Consider the following 19364-nt stretch of genomic DNA (forward strand, 5'->3'; position numbering starts at 1 on the left):
ACCTTCGCAAAGGCTGATCGACGAGTCACCGCTTACTACTTCTATCTCATGGATGCCGACTTCGGAGCCGGGTTCATCAAGATCTGCTCGTACTTCCCCTATCCGGGAAAGGTCTGGGTCAACGGACACGAATGGGCGAAACGTCAAGCGCTCAAAGCAGGTATCGGATTCACGGAGTTAGCCAATGGGTTCGCCTCCTGTGAGGACTCTGTAGCTCTTCAAGCTCTCTGTAACCGTCTTGGTCCAAACCAGATCGAGGAGTTCTTCCACCGTTGGATGCAGGTCATCCCAATCCCACTCGACGATAGAGACCGTTTGGCCGGTTTCTGGTGGGAGTTGTCAATGCGTCAGATCGAGGTCTCTCGCACTATCGTCTTTGATGCACCTCGTCGAGCCCGGGCCTTCTTCGAGTCAACCGTGGCCGACAACATCGACATCGGCCGCCCAGATGAAGTCAAGCTAATCTTTGCTCGCCAGATCCGTAAGAACACCAACGCTGAGTTCGCAACCAGGATCGTAACACGGGGAACCGATGTCACCATCAACGCGTTCTACAAACACTCTCGTATCAAGGAATACCTCAAGGAGGGTCGTGCACTCCGTATTGAGACGGTGGTCAATAGCCCCACCGATCTTGGTGTGCAACGTCGCCTCCGCAACCTCGCCGAGTTGATCGACAAGGCTCGAGCCGCCAATCGTCGACTACTTGACATCCAACGTGCCGGTCAGGGCTGTGCCATCGAGACTGCTCTATGGGAGCGGATCTCACAGCCCTCGCTAGAGGAGGGCAGACGAACCGGAGCGATACGCTTCGGGGATAAACGCGTCATGGCCCTGGCCGATGCGCTCTGCGTGGCGCTAAATACCGTCATCGGCTTCACCAACAAGAGCCTTCGTGCCTCGGTGTCCCAGCTGCTTGGTGGTCCCTATAGCGCCGCGCAGATGACCTATGACCTGCGTAAGCTGCGCCTCAAAGGTCTCATTACAAGGATTCCCCATACCAACAGCTATACGCTTACGCCAGAGGGAATCCGCTTTGCCATCACCTATACCAAGCTAGGCCACCGCGTTCTGCCACCCCTTCTCGCAGCCAACCAGCAACCTGCTCCTATCGGGTTACAGCGCGCACTCAACACGATAGAGAACTATGTCGGCAACTATCTCGAACATGCAAAACTCAAAGCCGCTGCTTGAAAACTTGGCTCAAAATTAAAGACTGGGATACCAGAGGAGCCCTAGGGACCGGTCTCGGGATGCTTGCAGCATGGAGGCGAGGAGGCAAACTCGACCAACTCCTGCCTGCATTGAGCTTCCTTCAGGCGACGCCGTACTTCTTCCTTGCCCTAGTGTTGGTATGGTTGCTTGCTCTGCACTTCAATTGGTTCCCAGCTCAACAAGGTTTTAGCAACGGGTTGATCGTGGGGTTCAATTGGCCATTTATCTCCAGTGCGGTCGTCCATTCGATTCTTCCTGCCCTCACCATCGTGCTTACCTCCGCTGCAGGCTGGATGCTCCAGATGCGTAATGTCATGGTGTCGACTATGGGTGAGGACTATGTACTTGCAGCCCAAGCGAAGGGGCTCTCCAAGCGAAGGGTCATCTTCACCTACGGGGCAAGGAATGCCATCCTTCCGTCTATCTCTGGGTTCGCATTGGCACTTGGTTTTGTGGTCTCAGGGACGTTACTGATGGAGATTGTCTTCAATTACCCTGGTATAGGCACTCAACTCTATAACGCGGTAACATCAGACGACTATCCGCTCACTCAAGCGATCTTTCTGATTATTTCGGTGACCGTCTTGCTCGCGAATATCGGCGCTGATGTAATCTACGTCCTCCTGGATCCACGGGTCCGACGCAGGGGGGTGGCATGATGATGTCGACTACGTTGAGCGATAGTCCACTGTCGGAGACACCAGCACCAGCGCAATCGAAAAGACAGCTACCTTTGTTCCTCAGAAACAAGAAAACACTTGTCGGGGTTGTGATACTCGGTTTCTTCGTTCTGGTTGCGATCTTCGGTCCGCTGCTGGCTCCGTACAGTCCTTCCGCCGAGAGTACTGCCAAGGGGATGTCGGTAGCGGCCCCCAGCCTAAGTCATCTCCTTGGCACCGATCAGCTGGGTAGGGACGTCTTATCTCAGGTACTGATTGGGACGCGCACCACCATGCTGATTGGAGTCGTTACCGGTGTGATCGCCACGTTTCTCGCGGTGGTCGTTGGAGTGTCAGCTGGTTATTTGGGCGCTAAGTGGGATGAATTCTTGTCGCTGCTCTCTAATCTGTTCCTGGTCTTTCCGGCACTTCCGTTCTTGATTGTGGTGCTTGGCGCATTTCCAGGGACTGGACAGGTGCCGATTATTGCGATGTTGTCTTTGCTTGGGTGGCCATGGGGTGCCAGAGTGATCAGGGCACAGACCCTGTCACTTCGAAATAAGGACTTTGTGGCCGCCGCCCAGGAGACCGGTGAGAGCAGTTGGAAGATAATCTTTTACGATATCGTGCCGAACCAGATAAGTTTGATCGCGGCAAGTTTTGTTAGTGCAGTGCTGTACGCGATCGGAGCTTCGGTAGGACTCGACTTCCTGGGCATCGGCAATACCTCGACCTGGAGTCTTGGTACGATCCTGTATTGGGCTCAGAATGGGAACGCACTTGAATTAGGGGCGTGGTGGTGGTTTGCCATACCAGGAGTGCTTATCGCACTCATAGGGACTGGGCTGGTACTGGTCAACTTCGGTCTCGATGAACTCGGAAATCCTCGCCTGCGTGACAGTGGTGCAGTTAGTCGCATAAACGGTAGGCTGTGGAGTCCGTCTGACCCGACGGCAGTTCAAGCTCTAGTGAAAACCGGTGGACGATCTTGGAGGCGGCGTGGTCATGACACACTTGTACCCAGAACGGATGAAATTAGCAATTCATCGCTAAGTGGCGATGGCACTAATTCGGTATCGTTCGAGTCTCTCCAACGGGTAGACGGACATGATCGATCGGGCTCAGCTCTGGTCAATGCGGTGGATGTCCACCAGTCCGGTGGATTGAATGGCCAGGTTCACGGCGCGTCGACTGACTCTAATATTCTCGAGATCCGCGACTTGAGCATCGCTTATCGGTCTGGAACTGGCGATCTGAAAGCAGTTAACAACGTCAACCTTGCCATCCGCCAGGCAGAGATCATAGGCTTGGCGGGAGAGTCGGGATCGGGTAAATCTACGCTTGCCTATGGCACCTGTCGCCTCCTCCGGCCACCCGCGGTCATAACATCCGGATCTGCGATCTACAGGGGAAGTCGCCGTGGCGCTAGTGAGCTTGATCTGATGAAAGTGAGTGCAGGCGATCTCGATCGCCTGCGTTGGCGAGAGATTTCTATCGTCTTCCAGAGCGCTATGAACGCGCTCAACCCGGTGCTGCGGATCGAGGATCAGCTGCTCGACCCGATAGAGAGACATCTCGATTTGAGCCGTGACGAAGCAAGGGATCGAATTAACGAGGTAATCGATCTCGTCAACATACCTCGGAATAGATTGAGAAGCTACCCCCATGAGCTCTCTGGTGGCATGCGGCAACGAGTTATGATTGCGATGGCACTTACTGTGAATCCACGGCTGATCATCATGGATGAGCCGACAACGGCTCTGGACGTGGTTGTACAACGGGACATTCTTGCTCAGATCAGCGAATTGAAGGATCGACTCGGCTTCTCTGTCCTATTTATCACTCATGACCTCTCGCTGCTGGTTGAGTTGGCCGACAGGCTTGCGATTATGTACGCCGGAAGTCTGATGGAGATTGGCGAGACCTCGGATGTGGTGGCTCGGATCGGCCACCCCTACACCGAAGGTCTGCTCAACTCGTTCCCTCCGCTGCATGGACCGCGGAGGAGCCTCGCAGGGATACCAGGCACCCCACCCGATTTGCGCGATGCCGTGCAGGGTTGCCCCTTTGTTCCAAGATGTCGTTATAGTGACGATGCCTGCACAAAAATTCATCCGACGTTGTTGACGTTAGATTGTGGACATGGGCTGGGTCACATGAGCGCCTGCCCCTTTCCTGAACGAATTCGTGGAACGGCAACGGACGTAGGCGTCGTTGGTGACATGACAGCATCGCGGGATCGAGGTAGCTATGACAGCGTTTGAACGGGGAGTCAACAACGGGAAGTCGCAGAGCAGTGATGGCGAGTTTCCAAGCCTTGCAGCCGTTGGCGTCGGGAAATGATGTCGGCTAACGCGCGGTGTGGGAGGATATCTAGACGCCGTCAAGGATGTCTCTATTGAGCTCCATCAAGGGCGAGTGCTTGCAGTGGTTGGCGAATCAGGCTCCGGTAAATCTACTCTTGCCAAGTTGCTCGCCGGACGGGAGATCCCTAGTACTGGACATGTTGAGTTGGCAGGATCGGCTATCACGGTCAAGAGCAAACGGAGGTTTAAGGAGTACAAACGGGTGGTGCAGATGATCTTTCAAGATCCGTTTGCATCTCTGAACCCGGTTCACACGATACGCTACCATCTTGAGCGTCCGATCAAGATCCATCAACATCTGCATGGCCAGGAGCTGCAGGCTCAGCTCGATGATCTGATGGAGCAGGTGCGACTCACACCATCGAGCCGTTATTTGAGTAAGTATCCACATGAATTGTCTGGCGGTCAGCGCCAACGAGTATCGATAGCTCGCGCACTAGCCGCCAAGCCGATGGTGTTGTTGGCTGATGAACCGGTTTCGATGTTAGATGTCTCGATCCGTTTGGAGATCCTAGCTCTACTAGATGATCTACGGAGTCGGTTAGGTTTAGCGGTGCTTTATATCACCCATGATATTGCATCGGCGCGCTATTTGGCTGACGAGATTGTGGTGATGTATGCAGGGCAGGTGGTGGAGCGCGGAACCGCCGAGGAGGTTACCCAGATACCATCACATCCTTACACGCAGCTATTGATACGTTCATCGCCTGACCCAGATTCGATTGCTGTAAACCGGTCGCAACACCTCAACATTTTGACCCCCACATCGTCAGGAGCTAGAACTAATATCGGTTGTCCCTTTGCAGTACGCTGCCCATTAGTAACCGACATCTGCATGGAAAGTTATCCACCTACCACAGAGGTTGGAGGTGCTCATTTTGCTAACTGCTGGAACCTAGAGATAAAAACAACGCAGTCCGACAGAGCGTCAGTGACTCATTTTGGAATTCACGAAGGGGGGACAGTAGAGATCTGAGAGAGGGTTTGAGGCACGCGCCCGGCCCCACCGAGCGCGTGCCCTCCAGTGATGTGTTATTTCACCTAGATATTGAAAGGCTAGCAGCTAAAATGAAAATCCTTAACAACCGGCGATTCCGACTCAGCGCGGCCACACTTGTGGCAACGGGCATTACGTTGAGCGCTTGTGGTGCTTCGAGCAGTATTCAGACGCAGTCCAGTACTTCATCTAAAACTTCAACTGCGCAGGTGTTGACCATGGAGTCGAGTCCAACCAATCCTATAAGCAGGAACTTCAACCCATTCCTAGCGACGTCTGCAGGACAGTTGCTTGGTGCGACGTCGATGATCTACGAACCGTTAATTCAGTTCGATTTAGCGAAGCCGACGGTGAAGTATCCGTGGTTGGCAACATCGTACAAGTGGAATTCAAATGGTACGGCAATCACCTTTACCATTCGTAAAGGCGTGAAGTGGAATAATGGTAGTGCTCTTACCCCGAGTGATGTTGCATTCACCTATGAATTGGTGAAGAAATATCCGGATATTAATACTGGTGGACTATCTATTAATAATGTGTCTGTGTCTGGTGATACCGTCACAGTAACATTCCCTAGTCCACAGTATACTAATCTTCAGGGTATAGCGAATGTTCCAATTGTTCCTAAGTCAATTTGGAGTGCTGTTGGTGATCCCGGCAAGTATTCGGATCCGAACCCTGTTGGCACTGGGCCGTACAAGTTGGCAAACTTCACTCCCGAGGGATTCACACTTACGAAAAATAGTCTCTATTGGCAACCGGTACACGTGAGTACGCTAGATTTCCCGGTTTATTCTTCGAACACCACTGCCTTGGAGGCACTCGATACTGGACAAGCTCAATGGGCGGGTAACTTCATAACTGGACTGAATAAGTTGTTCATCAATCCCAATCCAGCTCATCATAAAGCATGGTTCGATCCATTGAATACTGTTGCTCTCATTCCTAATCTGAATCAATGGCCAACGAATCAGTTGGCGGTACGTAGAGCTATCAGCGATGCGATAAATCGTAACGCCATTTCGAGTCAAGGTGAATCTGGCCTTGAACCTCCGGTGACTAATGGATCTGGTCTTGTTCTCCCAACATTTTCGGCTTACAGCAGCTCGGCTCTTTCTAAGTATGCCTTGAGTGACAGCGGAAGCGCATCAACTGCTGACGCGGTATTGAAGAGTGCAGGGTATACGATCGGCTCCAATGGCTATTACCAGCTCCATGGCAAGACGGTGGCGCTGAGTATAGTTGACCCATCTTCGTATAGTGACTACGCTGCGGATGACGAGATCGTTGCCCAAGATCTGCAGAAGGCTCACATCGATGCGAAGTTCGTTGGCATGTCGGTGTCGGCTTGGTCAAGCGATGTTGCGTCCGGAAATTTCCAGTTGACCGAGCACTGGTCGGCTCAGGGTATCAGCCCCTACCAGCAGTATGAGGGCTGGTTGGCCTCCTCGCTCGCGACCACTTCGGCGACTGGCGATTATGAGCGGTTGAAGAACGCTGCAATCAACGCTGATTTGGCTAATTTAGCGCAGGCATCTACTTTGGCGACGCAGAGAACAGCTCTTATCCCTATCGCGAAATATGTGGCGACCAACCTGCCGGTTATACCGACGGTATATGGTGCGGCCTTCGACGAGTACAACAGCACCAACTTTGTCGGATGGCCAACACCATCAAACCCCTACGAGTCTGGACAGCCTGATAACCCGACAAACGAGGTTGTTGTGCTACACCTGCGACCCCGAGGCTGATCGGTTGTGAAACTCTCCTCGAGGAGTCCCACGTCAGTACGTAGGACCTCTCGGGGAGAGCCTTAGCCCAGTTCGCTCGATGTGATAGAGATGATGCATCTCTGCTGAACGTCTGTATCCAGTGACCTCCCGGCGGTGCTTGGCGATTTCAGAACAGCAAACACCGCCGATGAGAGTGTTAATTGAGCTCTTTGTCTCACCGTTTTGTGAATCGACTGCTCACGGCCGGATATTTCTAGTCGTGATAGTTTTGGATCTACCCTCCTTGGTGTTCGCGATCGTTTGGGGAAGATTGGGCGGTGGTGGGGATTTCAGCCAATGATATTGCGATGCCAGATCTGGTGTCGCGGGTTGACTCTTGAACACCTGTAACTCAGATATGGAAGAGGTGGTTTTGTTCTCCTTGTGGCGCCGCTTTTGGTTGGGTGCTTGCGCGAGAAATAGGAGATCACCCAGGGTTGTTTGCGCCTCCATACCGATGGAGTCGCATTGGTAAGAGTGACAGAAAAGTGGCAGTCGCTGACAGAGAGTTGGCCTGGATGACTGACTCTACGGACCGGTGCAGTCGCGTGGCATTGGCGGGTCGTGAAAAGCCTCCTAGACTGGTTTCGTTCCTAGGGCAGTTGCGGGTGCTGCTGTAGTTTGAAAAAGGTCACCCAGGATTCTGAGTAAGTTGTGTTGCTATGGTGATCAAAACCTTGTAACGGTCACCGTATTCCATCCGTTACTACTGCCAGTGGATCGTTTGGTGAGTGCATAAAACTTTCCTACCGGAGTTGATTGTGCTTGTCAGGAGGACACTAGTAAGCGGAAACACCCGATTTGGGTGCTTCTTAAGAAGCTCAACTGGTAGTGGGGCAGTGTGATTGTGAAAACTTTGATCACAAATACGCTGTTTCCGAAATATGGACCGCGATTGCGGCTACAATTCAGTTAGGAGGCGAAATATTATGAATCGTCCAATTGGTACAGGAATTATTGTTTTTGGAATCATCCTGGTGGCAGCTGGGGCAATAATGAGATATGCTGTCACGGCTAGCGCGACAGGATTTTCCATCACTGAGGTGGGTCTTATTTTGCTCGTTATTGGAGTCGTGACCATTCTTTTAGGTATCTTGGTGGCGTTGACAGGGAGCCGTCGTCATACTGTGACAACTGAGCAAGTCAACAGTACTCCTGTTGGTACCGTCAGGTCTGTCGATAGTAAGGATAATTTGGGCTAACTGAAACCGGTGTGAAGATTGGCCCCGTGAGAGTTGACACTACTGAGATTCGATTTCCGGAAGGTTGTCGATCCGGGTTGAATTCTCGCGAGGCCATGACGCGTTCGTGACTTGGTTGTTGCTTGATGGGTGGGCATGCTGCGCCGGTGACGGGTACGGAAACAATAGCCGAGCGAGTCGGCTCGAGAACAGTCTAGATCGTTTATTTTCCTGGACGAGTTCGGCTTTCGATAGCCTTTCTTTGGGCTAGCTGTGCTGGCACTAAGAGAGGTCGCTTTGGCGATAGGCTGCGCACAGTCTGTTTACGGCTATGTCTGTCACGGTGAGAGACTGAAACGCTCGTGAACCTCCCCGCCCTTACAGACGTGGCTTCTGGCTCCGCTGTTTGGTTGAGGTTACCTGGCACCGCTCCCATCAAGCTACCGCGACCGACTGGTCTAGCACCGATGGATCGGTACTGGTAGATGAGTTTGCTAGCTTCGGCTTGCTAGTCTGAGTTATCTCAGACAGGGCCCGGTTCTGGGCGCTACTCAAGGCTTTGGCCTTGCGGCACTGCACCATATGGTGTGCCTCGCGTTGATCGGGTGACCAACGTTGGACAGACCGGAGATACGTGACTCGGATTGTAGTATCCGGTCTTATGGGTACGTATTCCCCGTATATAGCCTTCTGGAGGATATTAATTGCTCCTAGGGCGTCTCGTTGACAAGTAAACCCACAAACTGGGTTCTTGCATTGGTAGTGTCGACCTGACGATCGGTTGCGTGTTAAGCACGCGGGGCAAGTCTTGCTGGAACCGGATTCGTTCAGCAAGTCCAGCTCTAATCCAGTTTTGTCTTGGAGATAGCGTTCCTGGCGTCCTCTCGACCACTGTGACAGTTGTTGACGATCGCTGTCGTCCAGTCTGCTAGCTTGATAGCTCCCATAGAGTTCATATTAGCCAGCGGGGTATTGCCCTTAAGAGCAGCTCAGGCGCTGTGGTTGTGCAGTCGAATACGCAATTGATGCTTGGTGGTGCGATCGATAGTGGGATATGATGAAGTCAGATAATCGGCTTTACCTGCCTCCCGAATCATTGCGTTGCTCGGTCGTATCGGGCCTAGTGGTGCTAGAGCCAGGTGGTTGAGCGCCTTGCTTGCTCGAATATGGTTGCCACCTGATCGGCCCTCAGTATCGGCGCGTGCCGCAGCAGCCAAGGAACTAGATATTTGCCGCCAAGTACATAGACCATTCCGTCGGCCGGTTGTGCTTTTACGTTGAAGCCCTTGTGGGCACCCACCACGGCTATTATGGCCGTCACGGTCAATCCTATTCCGGTTGTCTTTGTCAATGCGTTGGAAGCGCGCCTTGCCTCGAAACGGGCGTTCGGCACGTAACGCTGATTGTGTTGATTGACCTTGAATACATCGTGATATACCCATATGGATGCATCTGGGTGGTGTTTAGTGTTGATGGTAAAGACTCCACCTGGTCCGATCACAACGTGATCTATGTCCGAGCCTCGTGACCCTACTGGCACCGAGTGCAGTACTCTCCAGTCATCGGATAGAGTGGTGAGCCGTTGACCAATCTTCATTTCCCCTGCGGCACCGACTCGGAATGCGCGTTCGTCGGTGTGTTCGTCAAATAGACGAGCCAGGAAGCTACGGATTGGGGTGGCCTCGCGGAGCTCTCGTGCACGTTCTTGGATACCCTCGCCTGCTGTGTTTTTGGCCAAGTCTATCCAAGGAAGTTGTTGAGTGGTCGTTTGCGGGGCGAACGATGAGATGTCCTGCGGACAGGCGATTTCTGTCATTTGCGTATTTGATGTGATCGGTTGTGTGCGTGGGCGGTCTTCGCAGTCAGTCCCGGGATCTGGCTTGTGCTCCTGCAACGGTTGCACTCCGAAGGCGATCAGGGCAGCCTCGAATTCGGAGTGAAGTTCATAGCGTTCAAGCATTGCTTTACCGGTGTTTAGATCAAACCAACCTACCTGCTCACCAGAGGGCATGTTGACATAGAGCCGGTCCTGACCGTATCTCTTCCAGTGAACAACGTCGAGAGGTTTCATCGCATGAGTATCGACATCCGGTTCTCGAGGCTTAAGACTGGATACCTCGTTCTTCGGCTTTGATGGCCGTGTTGATGACCCCAGCTGGTGATAATGGAGTTGGTGGATGTCTATCGACACCTTGTTGTGTTAGACGTACGGCCATAGCAAGTCTACAGGGACAGCCAAAGCTGTTTTCGGTAGGGCTGACGAAGTTAACGCGATTGAACGCCTCGGCAATGTCAACTGGAGCGGGTTGCTAAGAGATCTCCAGCGATGCAGATATGCAAGAGGTGCACCGGGGTACATACCATGTCAAAATGCTGAGCTAGCTGCAGCACTCGAAACAAGTTGCATATACCAAGGAATGTGATTACTATGATTTCAGTTGGGTTGCTTGGGCGCGACCAGGCAGCCGCCGAGGACCGGGAGGTATGAGAATGAAAACACCGTCCGAACGACGCACCTGGTTAATCGATCAATATTCGCCCTGGCCGCGACGCACCTTGGGCGACCACTTCACCGAACTGGCGTCGCGTTTTGGCGACCGCCCTCTGTTGGTGACCCCTGATCGCTCTATTACATATGCGGAGCTTGTTGAAGAGTCACGTTCTTTGGCTCGCGCTATGATGGCGCTGGGAGTGCGTCGTCGCGACCATGTCGCATTGTTGCTAGGCAACGAACCCGAGTTCATTTTCCTGAGCATGGCCGTGTCGATGGTCGGAGGGGTAGTGGTTCCATTGAACACTATGCTCCACGAGGATGAACTCGACTATCTGCTTGAGCAATCTGATTCCAAGTGGGTGTTTCTGCATCAAACGGTAGCTGGAATCGACCACGAGAAGGCCGTAGCTTCGATAGTGCGTGAGCATCAACGTGGAGACAAGACATTGGCAATAGAGAATGTTGTGGTTATTAAGACCACCGATGCGCCTGTTCAGGATGGTTTTCAAAACTGGGAGCACTTTAAGGCTCGGGCGACATCTGTCACTGAGGCTGAACTTGATGCTCGTCGCGAAGCAAGTCGATATCCGGATGAGGTGGTGAACATCATCTACACCTCTGGCACCACCGGCCTACCGAAGGGCGTCATGCTCACGAGTGATATGTTGTTACGTTGTGGATACTCGACTGCGCTTTCACGTGCTTTCGAGGAGGGGCGGCGAATATTTACGCCACTCCCTCTCTATCACGTCTTCGCATTTGTCGAGGGCTTGATGGCGGTGTCATTCGTGGGCGGCACAATCATTACGATGCCGAACTTCAAACCGAGTCAGGCGATGACAATGGTACAGGACTTGCGAGCGCACGATATTCTCTGCGTCCCAACGATTTTGCTCGCCATGGTGACCGAGGCCGAGCGAGCCAGCTATGAGCTATCGGAGCTTTATGCCCTCATGTGTGCGGCGGCACCTGCTCCGGTACCGCTCTGGGAGCGAGCGGTTGCCGCCTTTGGGTTGACGGAGATGGTTACTGGCTATGGAGGTACTGAGGCTTCGGCGGCAACAGTGCACACCGAACTTGGCGACAGCCTAGAGGTAATTACCACCAAGGTAGGGCGCATCAAGCCCGGTGGTCCTAGTGGTCTTGAGGAGTTCGGATGGGCCAACAGCCAGTACAAGGTGATCGACCCCGATAGCGGAGAGGATCTCGCTGACAACGAGATCGGCGAGCTAGCAGTCCGAGGTAACTTCGTTACTCGAGGCTACTACCGGAAGCCGGATGAGACGGCTCGGCATATCGACAAAGATGGGTGGTTTCGCACTGGTGATCTAGGTCGCATAGATGAAAACGGTTACCTCGAATTCCATGGACGCGCCAATGAGCTTTATAAGGTATCTGGCGAGAATGTCTCGCCGAAGGAGATTGAGGAGGTGATCTCTCGCCACCCGGCCGTCAATCAGGCCTATGTGGTAGGTGTCCCCTCTCCGGTGACCACGGAGACTGGGGTGGCGCTCATCGAACTTCGTTATGGGGAGAGAGCGAGTCGTCGAGAGATGATTGAGTGGTGTCGAGAACACCTCGCAAAGTTTAAAGTGCCACGCTACTATTTCTTTGTCGAGGCATCGGAGTGGCCAATGACGGGAACTGGGAAGGTGCAAAAGTATCTGCTAGCCCAGTTGGCACGCGAACGCATCTCCAACGACGGTACTGTTGAGGAGGATCTTGACGCCTAGGCTTCGAGCTCGCGACCAGCGAGTGGCTATTACCGGCTTTAGTATGGTTACGCCGCTTGGCCTCGACGTCGAGACCACCTGGTCGGCTCTTATGAAGGGTTCGTCCGCACTCGGATGTCGGATTCTCGATGAAGAACATTTGGTGGCGGTAGCACCACTTCCGGAGGGGGACCTAGGGGTGAGCGCTCGCGTACGTACTGTGTCTGATCGGAGCACAGTCCTGGGTGCGAGCGCGGCTGCTATGGCGCTGGAGTCGGCTGGACTCTCCATCGCTTCCAGTGATGTTGGTCCAGAGCGAATGTCGATCATGGTTGGCACCTCCTTTGGCGGCATAGGATCGCTCGTAGACGAGGATCGACGTACACGCGCTGGAAGAGGCAGAGTGTCTCCTCGGCTGGTCACTCGGGCTATACCGTCTGCGTTGGCGTCATATCTAGCAATCGAATATCAGGTTACTGGCCCAGTAATGACCTATATGGGAGCCTGCGCAGCCTCAGCGCAGGCGCTTGGTGAGGCGATGTTGGCGATCCTGACAGGGAGATGCGACCGTGTCCTAGCTGGAGGCGCTGACACTTTGTTTGTGGACCCAATCATGTGGAGTCTGATGGCTGCAGGAGCGCTCGCCACACTCGACGCAGATGAGTCCGCGGCCGAGGCGGTTCGCCCATTTGATCGAGCTCGGCGAGGCATGGCCCTTGGAGAAGGAGGCGCATTTTTCGTACTCGAGAGTGAGGCATTAGCACGTGCTCGCGGTGCTCAGATATACGCGTACCTGGTGGGCTTTGGAACCGGCAACGATGCCCATCATGTGAGCGCCCCTGAACCATCAGGGTTGGGTGCCGAACGCGTCATGAGGATGGCGATGGAGTCGGCGGGAGTCACCTCTCGAGATATTGGCTATGTCAGTGCTCATGCGACTGGCACCAAACTCGGTGATGCTGCTGAGGCTGCCGCTCTGTTGAGGGTATTGGGTGACGGCGTTCCTGTCTCTTCTGTCAAAGGTGCGCTAGGGCACTCTCTCGGAGCTGCGGGGGCCATCGAGGCCGCTCTGTCGGTACAGGTGTTGCGTACTCATATGATGCCGGCCAATACCGGCATCGAACAGCCGGACACCGCCGGTGCGCCATCAGGACTACTTTTTGCTCCCTCACAGATTAAGCCCGGTGCGCTTGTGCTGTCTAACTCCTTTGGCTTTGGAGGCCACAACGTATCCTTAATCTTTGCACCAGGCGAAGAGTAGTCTGCCAGGTTTTAACTGAGACGAGGCTACTGGCGGTGGATCTGATCAATCCTTCCAGGTTGGTAGCCTCCAAGGACGTGGAGAAAGAGATGCCTAGCTTGTGAGCTGAACCGTGACCGAACCTCGGGTGCCCAGCCGCGTTGCTTGGTCCAGCTGAAGATGAGGTGCCGACGCAAAGAGGATAATCTCCACTCCACCCATAGGCGCCAGAGGTGTTGGCGAAGAATGGGTGCGATGTTAACCACATTGCTGGAGGCCAGGGTGTTGTTGACTGATTATTGGCGCACTTTAAAACGCTTGGCATCGTCTGCTGCATACTTGGCAACAACCGTATCCACCGCCGCGGTCTGCCGGACAGCTTGGACCACCGAAGCTAGTCGCGAGCCAGGGATGGCAACAGTCATCTCATCTGGGCCCATTCCGGTTCTAGCTCGACTCAGGGCACAGCCAACACTTGCGGCCACCTGATTGTACTCTTTGGCCAATGCCACGATATGGCATTGAGGTTTTCCCTCGATGCGTAGCTCCGGCACTGCATCAGAGAGCACCATGAGCTGGCGGCCGTTTACCCTCAACAAAACAACATCAGGTGCGAAGCGGGCGTCAGTAAGTGGACCATAGCTGATGGCGTTGGCTCGTTTTGAGATCGCTGGTATCTTTCCGACGTCGGTGCCATCGACCCATCCCGATTCAAGCAGTGCAGCAATGTCGGCGTTGTCGGCGACCTCTGCGAATGAGGCCAGTCCGTGAGTGTATCGGCCGACAGAACAGTTGCCATGATCCTTGGGCGAGGTGGTGAAGGTTGCAGCGATAGCTTTCACCCAGAATACACAGCTAGCAGGAACCCTCCCGGCACGTCCATCGTCAGATGGCGAGGACATAGGTTCATCGAAGGCAGGTACTGAGTCTGGAGACTCGTCTGAGAAGGTGATGCTGACTGGTGGAACTGAGAGGTGAAGTGAGTGCGACAGTTCATTCGCGAGAGTTTTCCAGCCTGTTAGCAATTCATTGGTCGCGTTTTCCATGATGCCAGCTTACAGACCCTGAGCTTTTAAACCTTTCGCCTATTCGTCGAGATAGGTCGGCGTGGACTAGGATTGGTCGGGACATCACTACTGCTCTAACGATTTCCGGGATGTCGCCCGAAGTAGAGTGAGTGGTGCTGACGGCCGGTCCATTCTTTCAGAAGATCATGTTATTGACGAAACCTAGTCGACTCAAGTGCAGCGCGGGTTGTTGCATGGTTGTCTCGGAGTTCGACCATTAGCCTGTGCCCTAATTCTGGCAGACTCTCGCGTTCCACACACAAACCCAGTGCTTGGCGCGATTAACCTTGATAGCGAAGGTAATAGCTATCTATGGTTAGGAGGCCAGTTGACCACTCAACCGGCCATGGCCCTCTCTGGTTGTAGAAATGACTCGACTACTGGTTTTGCTTTGGAGTCCAACCAAGGTTGCGGAGTTAGTAGCCTCAACTATGGGCGAAGTTGTCGAATGAAATTTGGATGTTTGCTAGAGATATTTTTTTGGTATTTTCGAAGCTGGCGTACATGTCCTCCATGGACCCAGTGGAGATGGATTTGGAAGACTTCATGACACTCAAAATGGCTGCTTGATGGCCTACATAGTCAAAGAGATTTACTATACCCTCCAAGGCGAGGGCATGCAAGTAGGTCGGCCAGCCGTATTCTGCCGTTTCTCGAGATGTAATCTTTGGACCGGCAAGGAGTCGCAGCGTGCTCAGGCAATCTGCCAGTTCTGCGACACTGACTTCGTCGGTACCGATGGACCAGGTGGAGGACGATTCGCAAGCGCCATCGATCTTGCCAGTGCGATAGCATCCTCCTGGGAAGGCAGTAGCCATACGAGGAGTAAGCCCTATGTCGTATGTACCGGCGGGGAGCCGTTGCTTCAACTCGATGAAAGAGCTGTCGATGCGTTGCATGATCAAGGGTTCGCGGTGGGTGTGGAGACAAATGGAACTCAGCCTGCTCCTCGTGGACTCGATTGGATCTGCGTGAGCCCGAAGGCTGGTGCTCCACTGGTGTTGGATCGGGGAGACGAACTAAAGTTGGTCTACCCGCAGGCGTTGGCCCCTCCGGAGTTGTTCGAGGAGTTGCAGTTCGATCACCTTCTACTGCAACCTATGGACGGACCAAAGAGGGCCGAAAACACAGCGCGTGCCATCGACTATTGCCTTGCTCATCCACAGTGGAGGCTGAGCCTTCAGACTCATAAATATACGGGGATTCGATAGTGGAGATTTTTAAGGAATTTACGTTCGAGGCGGCGCACCGCCTACCTAACGTCAGTGAAGGACACAAGTGTGCCCAGCTCCACGGACACTCCTATCGGGTCGAGGTGCACGTCTCGGGTCAGGTGGATGCAGTTACAGGCTGGGTGATGGACTTTGCAGACATTACGGAGGCTTTTGCACCCATTCGCTCCCAGTTGGATCATCATTTGCTCAATGAAATCGAAGGGCTCACCAATCCGACCAGCGAGCATCTTGCCATCTGGATTTGGAGCCAGCTTAAGAACCTGTTGCCGTTGTCGTCAATAGTTGTGCGAGAAACTCCCACTTCGGGATCTATCTATCGAGGCGATTGATCCGAAAGGACAAGGAGGCCTTCCACTTCGGACGTGATGATTTGGAGCAGCTCTCGGTTTGGGTCTCATCGGCTGTGGTGAGCACGGAGTCATTCGCGTTGTGGACTATGGCCAGAATTCTGACTGTCCAGCGAGAGGCGGTTGTATAACTGCTATTCGTGCTTTGCACCGTCTAAGTGAATCCGTAATGATGATGCTTTGCGGTGATAGTAGAGACTGTCGACCAATGTGGACCCAGTGTAGATGACGTTTTGAATCCATCCAGGACGAGCCATCGACCTCTGGCTATGAGAATCGAAGCACATTTGCTTGTTTCCTGAGGTGTAAGAGATCTTGCAAGACCTGAGTGAGCGCTCTGGGTCCCAACGGGGTCTCGCTTTCGTCTCTGCCACAAATTCGGTGACCGAGTAGTTGGTGGTGTGGTACTCAGTTCTTGTACGCCGGGGTCCTGGCGTAGGACTCGGTTGCGTAGACGCAAAACCAGCCGGGCCTGTGTCAACTCTTCTGAGACAAGAATTTGCCGTTGCGTGGGGGCGGAGGTTTGGTAGAGTCCAACCGGCACCTTATGTCGTATAGTAGGTGATCAAAGCCATATATGTCTTCGCGATGATATCCGGTCACCATAGATTGGCGGCGCCATCGAGGGCCGGTTTTGACGGTTGGAGGATCGAGTTGACCGAAGATTGAAAATATTTTGTTATTTTCCCACACCGATCTTGTTAAAACTGTATCCTGGATACAGTATCCACTGGAAGCGGTTGACTTCTTGTGGTAGGGGATGGCCAGGCGACTGCGCCATTGAGTGATAGGGGGAAGTCTTGCGAGTAAAGATTGGTAAGTCGGTTGTGCTTGTCGGCGCGATGAGCGTTGCGCTCGCCGCGTGTGGATCAGCGTCGACCTCTGGGAGTTCGACGACTAGCGTAGGCAAGGGTTCGTCGCTGGTTGTCGCTGGGGTCATCGCGATCACTGGGTCTAGTAATTTCGAGGGATCAAATCAGGCCGGTGGTGTGTTGCCGGCGATATATGCGATCAACAAGGCCGGCGGAGTTCTTGGCCACAAACTGGTGTATAAGGGTGTCGATACGCGAGGTGATCCGGCAGACGCGCTCCCAGCAGTCCAGCAAATGCTCGCGACTACATCTAATCTCGTTCTGGTCACAGGACCTGGAACAGCATCGGCTCCGACCATCGTTCCAATACTTAATCGGGCCAAGATTCCGATGAACGCGGTAGCTGGTGAGAGTTCTTTCAACACCACTACGGATAAGTATTTCTGGCGGCTATTCCCGCCCGACTCTGCTAACGGGACGGCCATGGCACTTTGGGCGCATAAGAAGGGTTATACCAGGGTAGCGACGGTATTTGGAACCGATAGCGGGTCGCAAGGAGACCTTCCTGGCGTGCTCGCTAGTTTGAAGGCGCTGCACATGAAGCTCGTGACTGAGCTCAACATTACACCGGACCAGCCTTCATATCTATCGTCGGTGCGTCAGTTGATGAATGCCAAGCCTCAGGTCATTATGACCGAATCCGATGGCACAACTGCTGGTACTTTCTTTGGAGAGCTGAAGCAACTCGGTGGAATGAAGCCGATCATAGGAACGGAAGCAACCTTTACTACGCCGTGGCTTACCGCCGTGAAGGGCGCACTCGGAACGAGTACCTTCACCAAGTACTACACGGGTATGATAACTGAGCCAGGGAAGCCCACCGCCGCTATATCTACCTTTCAGAGTTCTCTAAAGGCGACCAAGACTAATGTTCCACCACCGTGGCAGTCCTATATGAGTAACCCGTTCTCGCAGACCTATTATGACGGTGTAATTGCTACCGCCCTGGCTATGAATGCAGCGCACAGCGTGAAGCCTTCGGTGTTTAACAACTACATCGCCAAGGTCACCAACCCTGGAGTTGGCAAGACGGTCGTCTATACCTATGCGCAGGGTGTGGCTGCCTTGAAGGCCGGAAAGCAGATCCAATACTATGGAGCGACGGGTGTTATTGATTTCAATAAGTATCACAACTCCGACGGCAACCAAGAGGCTGTCAAGAGTTCGTCATCGTACGCGCCTATCTCGCAAGGGCTGATCACGTCTGCTGCCATTGGTGCAGTCAAAGTTCAGGGTGTGCAGTAGGTGCAATGTTAGATACCCTTCTTTCTGCGATAGCTTTTGGGATCGTTCTTGCCTCCGTAATAGCCATTGCGTCGATGGGGTTTACGATCCAGTTTGGGTTGACTAATATGCTCAATCTCAGTTATGGAGGTGTCATGACGGCGGCTGGTTTCGTGGCTTATCTTGCGGTAAGCCACGGAATCAACGCGTGGTATACCCTCCTAATAGGTGGGATTGTCGGAGCTGTTATTACGCTTGTGCTTGGCATCTATGTCTTTCGACCATATGCGAGACGTGGAGCAAAGCTATTTGAGATGATGATGGTTACGCTTGGCTTGGCTTTGGTTGTGGACTATGGCCTTCAGGCGCTATCGCATAACAATATCTATCAGTTCACTGTTCTCCAGAGTGCGCCAATTCACCTTGGCCCAGTAGTCATAACACCTACCGAGTTGATCCTCGCAGTTGTCGGCCTAGTCGTTTTCCTTGGTTTGGAGGCACTCCTTCGATTCACGAGGATTGGTAAGGCGTTGCGTGCTACTGCCGCCGAGGCATCGCTTGCTCGTTCATGTGGTATTCGTACTGGGCGGGTTGTAATTGTGACTTGGCTGCTCAGTGGGTTTCTTTGTGGGTTGGCCGGGGTGGTTTACATAGTCAATTCGCAGAGTATTGGTTACTCAACAGGGGAACTGTTCTTGCCATTGGTTGTTGCTGCCGCTCTCCTTGGAGGCGCCGGCTCACCGCGTGGTGCGGTGGTTGCTGCTCTAGTGATGGGAATCGTGACACAGGTAGTTGCTGCGTTTGGTCAGCCCGCCTATAGCACCGTAGCAGGCTTCGCGGTACTTGTGATCGTGCTCTTGGCAAGGCCAGGAGTTATTGCGCACGGTGCCTCTGAAGGAGAGCTGACTCTTTGATGGTCTGCTCCAATTTCTTCAGTTCAAATCATCTGCGTTCAACTGCTGAGGGTTGGCGCAACGGTTACC

The 19364-nt window shown here is 53.5% G+C and carries 15 protein-coding genes; 12 read left to right on the plus strand and 3 right to left on the minus strand.

Going from position 1 to position 19364, the window contains the following annotated elements; genetic code table 11:
• The 6 genes from FEAC_RS15555 to FEAC_RS08115 form a co-directional block, all read left to right on the plus strand.
• On the plus strand, positions 1-1194 hold a 1194-nt coding region (locus tag FEAC_RS15555; protein WP_052566063.1), incomplete at its 5' end, for a hypothetical protein.
• A complete protein-coding gene (locus FEAC_RS08095; RefSeq protein WP_081901085.1) occupies positions 1191-1874 on the plus strand; it encodes an ABC transporter permease in 684 nt (227 codons plus the stop codon). The genes FEAC_RS15555 and FEAC_RS08095, both read left to right, overlap by 4 nt.
• Positions 1871-4138, plus strand: coding sequence for a dipeptide/oligopeptide/nickel ABC transporter permease/ATP-binding protein (locus tag FEAC_RS08100; protein ID WP_052566065.1), 2268 nt, complete (start codon positions 1871-1873; stop codon positions 4136-4138). Before FEAC_RS08095 ends, FEAC_RS08100 begins: the two co-directional genes overlap by 4 nt.
• Before the next feature lie 97 nt (positions 4139-4235).
• The gene (locus FEAC_RS08105; protein WP_052566066.1) at positions 4236-5216 is read left to right on the plus strand and encodes an ABC transporter ATP-binding protein; all 981 of its coding nucleotides are present in this window, start codon (positions 4236-4238) and stop codon (positions 5214-5216) included.
• Between the two features lie 239 nt (positions 5217-5455).
• On the plus strand, positions 5456-6988 hold the full coding sequence (locus tag FEAC_RS08110) for an ABC transporter substrate-binding protein (protein ID WP_035389412.1): 1533 nt from the start codon (positions 5456-5458) through the stop codon (positions 6986-6988).
• A 950-nt stretch (positions 6989-7938) separates the two neighbouring features.
• Entirely contained in the window at positions 7939-8211 is a 273-nt protein-coding gene (locus FEAC_RS08115; protein ID WP_035389411.1) for a hypothetical protein, read from the plus strand.
• A 414-nt stretch (positions 8212-8625) separates the two neighbouring features.
• Here the strand turns inward: FEAC_RS08115 and FEAC_RS16375 are convergent, their stop codons facing one another.
• Complete coding sequence (locus FEAC_RS16375; RefSeq protein WP_081901083.1) at positions 8626-9114, minus strand: zinc ribbon domain-containing protein; 489 nt, start codon at positions 9112-9114, stop codon at positions 8626-8628.
• 205 nt (positions 9115-9319) lie between these two features.
• Positions 9320-10261, minus strand: a complete 942-nt coding sequence (locus FEAC_RS08120) for a nuclease-related domain-containing protein (RefSeq protein ID WP_201773873.1) — start codon at positions 10259-10261, stop codon at positions 9320-9322.
• 419 nt (positions 10262-10680) lie between these two features.
• Here FEAC_RS08120 and FEAC_RS08125 point away from each other — a divergent pair, with 419 nt between their 5' ends.
• Complete coding sequence (locus FEAC_RS08125; protein WP_081901082.1) at positions 10681-12417, plus strand: class I adenylate-forming enzyme family protein; 1737 nt, start codon at positions 10681-10683, stop codon at positions 12415-12417.
• Positions 12407-13657, plus strand: a complete 1251-nt coding sequence (locus FEAC_RS08130; protein ID WP_052566067.1) for a beta-ketoacyl-[acyl-carrier-protein] synthase family protein — start codon at positions 12407-12409, stop codon at positions 13655-13657. Before FEAC_RS08125 ends, FEAC_RS08130 begins: the two co-directional genes overlap by 11 nt.
• Positions 13658-13932: 275 nt before the next feature.
• Here FEAC_RS08130 and FEAC_RS08135 read toward each other — a convergent pair whose 3' ends face one another.
• Positions 13933-14682, minus strand: a complete 750-nt coding sequence (locus FEAC_RS08135) for a DUF169 domain-containing protein (protein ID WP_052566068.1) — start codon at positions 14680-14682, stop codon at positions 13933-13935.
• Positions 14683-15272: 590 nt separating this feature from the next.
• On the opposite strand from FEAC_RS08135, the gene queE reads away from it, so the two are divergent.
• The 4 genes from queE (at position 15273) to FEAC_RS08155 (ending at position 19295) form a co-directional block, all read left to right on the plus strand.
• On the plus strand, positions 15273-15914 hold the full coding sequence (gene queE / locus FEAC_RS08140; RefSeq protein ID WP_035389407.1) for a 7-carboxy-7-deazaguanine synthase: 642 nt from the start codon (positions 15273-15275) through the stop codon (positions 15912-15914).
• Complete coding sequence (gene queD, locus FEAC_RS08145) at positions 15914-16267, plus strand: 6-carboxytetrahydropterin synthase QueD (protein ID WP_035389405.1); 354 nt, start codon at positions 15914-15916, stop codon at positions 16265-16267. Before queE ends, queD begins: the two co-directional genes overlap by 1 nt.
• 818 nt (positions 16268-17085) lie before the next feature.
• On the plus strand, positions 17086-18402 hold the full coding sequence (locus FEAC_RS08150) for an ABC transporter substrate-binding protein (protein ID WP_035389403.1): 1317 nt from the start codon (positions 17086-17088) through the stop codon (positions 18400-18402).
• A 5-nt stretch (positions 18403-18407) separates the two neighbouring features.
• The gene (locus FEAC_RS08155; protein ID WP_052566069.1) at positions 18408-19295 is read left to right on the plus strand and encodes a branched-chain amino acid ABC transporter permease; all 888 of its coding nucleotides are present in this window, start codon (positions 18408-18410) and stop codon (positions 19293-19295) included.
• Positions 19296-19364 lie beyond the last annotated feature (69 nt).

It is taken from the genome of Ferrimicrobium acidiphilum DSM 19497 (assembly GCF_000949255.1).
Lineage (GTDB): Bacteria > Actinomycetota > Acidimicrobiia > Acidimicrobiales > Acidimicrobiaceae > Ferrimicrobium > Ferrimicrobium acidiphilum.

Coding starts and splice junctions, on each gene's coding strand:
- FEAC_RS08120 (WP_201773873.1), bottom strand. CDS start 10,261: ATGAAACCTCTCGACGTTGTTCACTGGAAGAGATACGGTCAGGACCGG.
- FEAC_RS08110 (WP_035389412.1), top strand. CDS start 5,456: ATGGAGTCGAGTCCAACCAATCCTATAAGCAGGAACTTCAACCCATTC.
- FEAC_RS08155 (WP_052566069.1), top strand. CDS start 18,408: ATGTTAGATACCCTTCTTTCTGCGATAGCTTTTGGGATCGTTCTTGCC.
- FEAC_RS08125 (WP_081901082.1), top strand. CDS start 10,681: ATGAAAACACCGTCCGAACGACGCACCTGGTTAATCGATCAATATTCG.
- FEAC_RS08115 (WP_035389411.1), top strand. CDS start 7,939: ATGAATCGTCCAATTGGTACAGGAATTATTGTTTTTGGAATCATCCTG.
- FEAC_RS08135 (WP_052566068.1), bottom strand. CDS start 14,682: ATGGAAAACGCGACCAATGAATTGCTAACAGGCTGGAAAACTCTCGCG.
- FEAC_RS08100 (WP_052566065.1), top strand. CDS start 1,871: ATGATGATGTCGACTACGTTGAGCGATAGTCCACTGTCGGAGACACCA.
- queE (WP_035389407.1), top strand. CDS start 15,273: ATGGCCTACATAGTCAAAGAGATTTACTATACCCTCCAAGGCGAGGGC.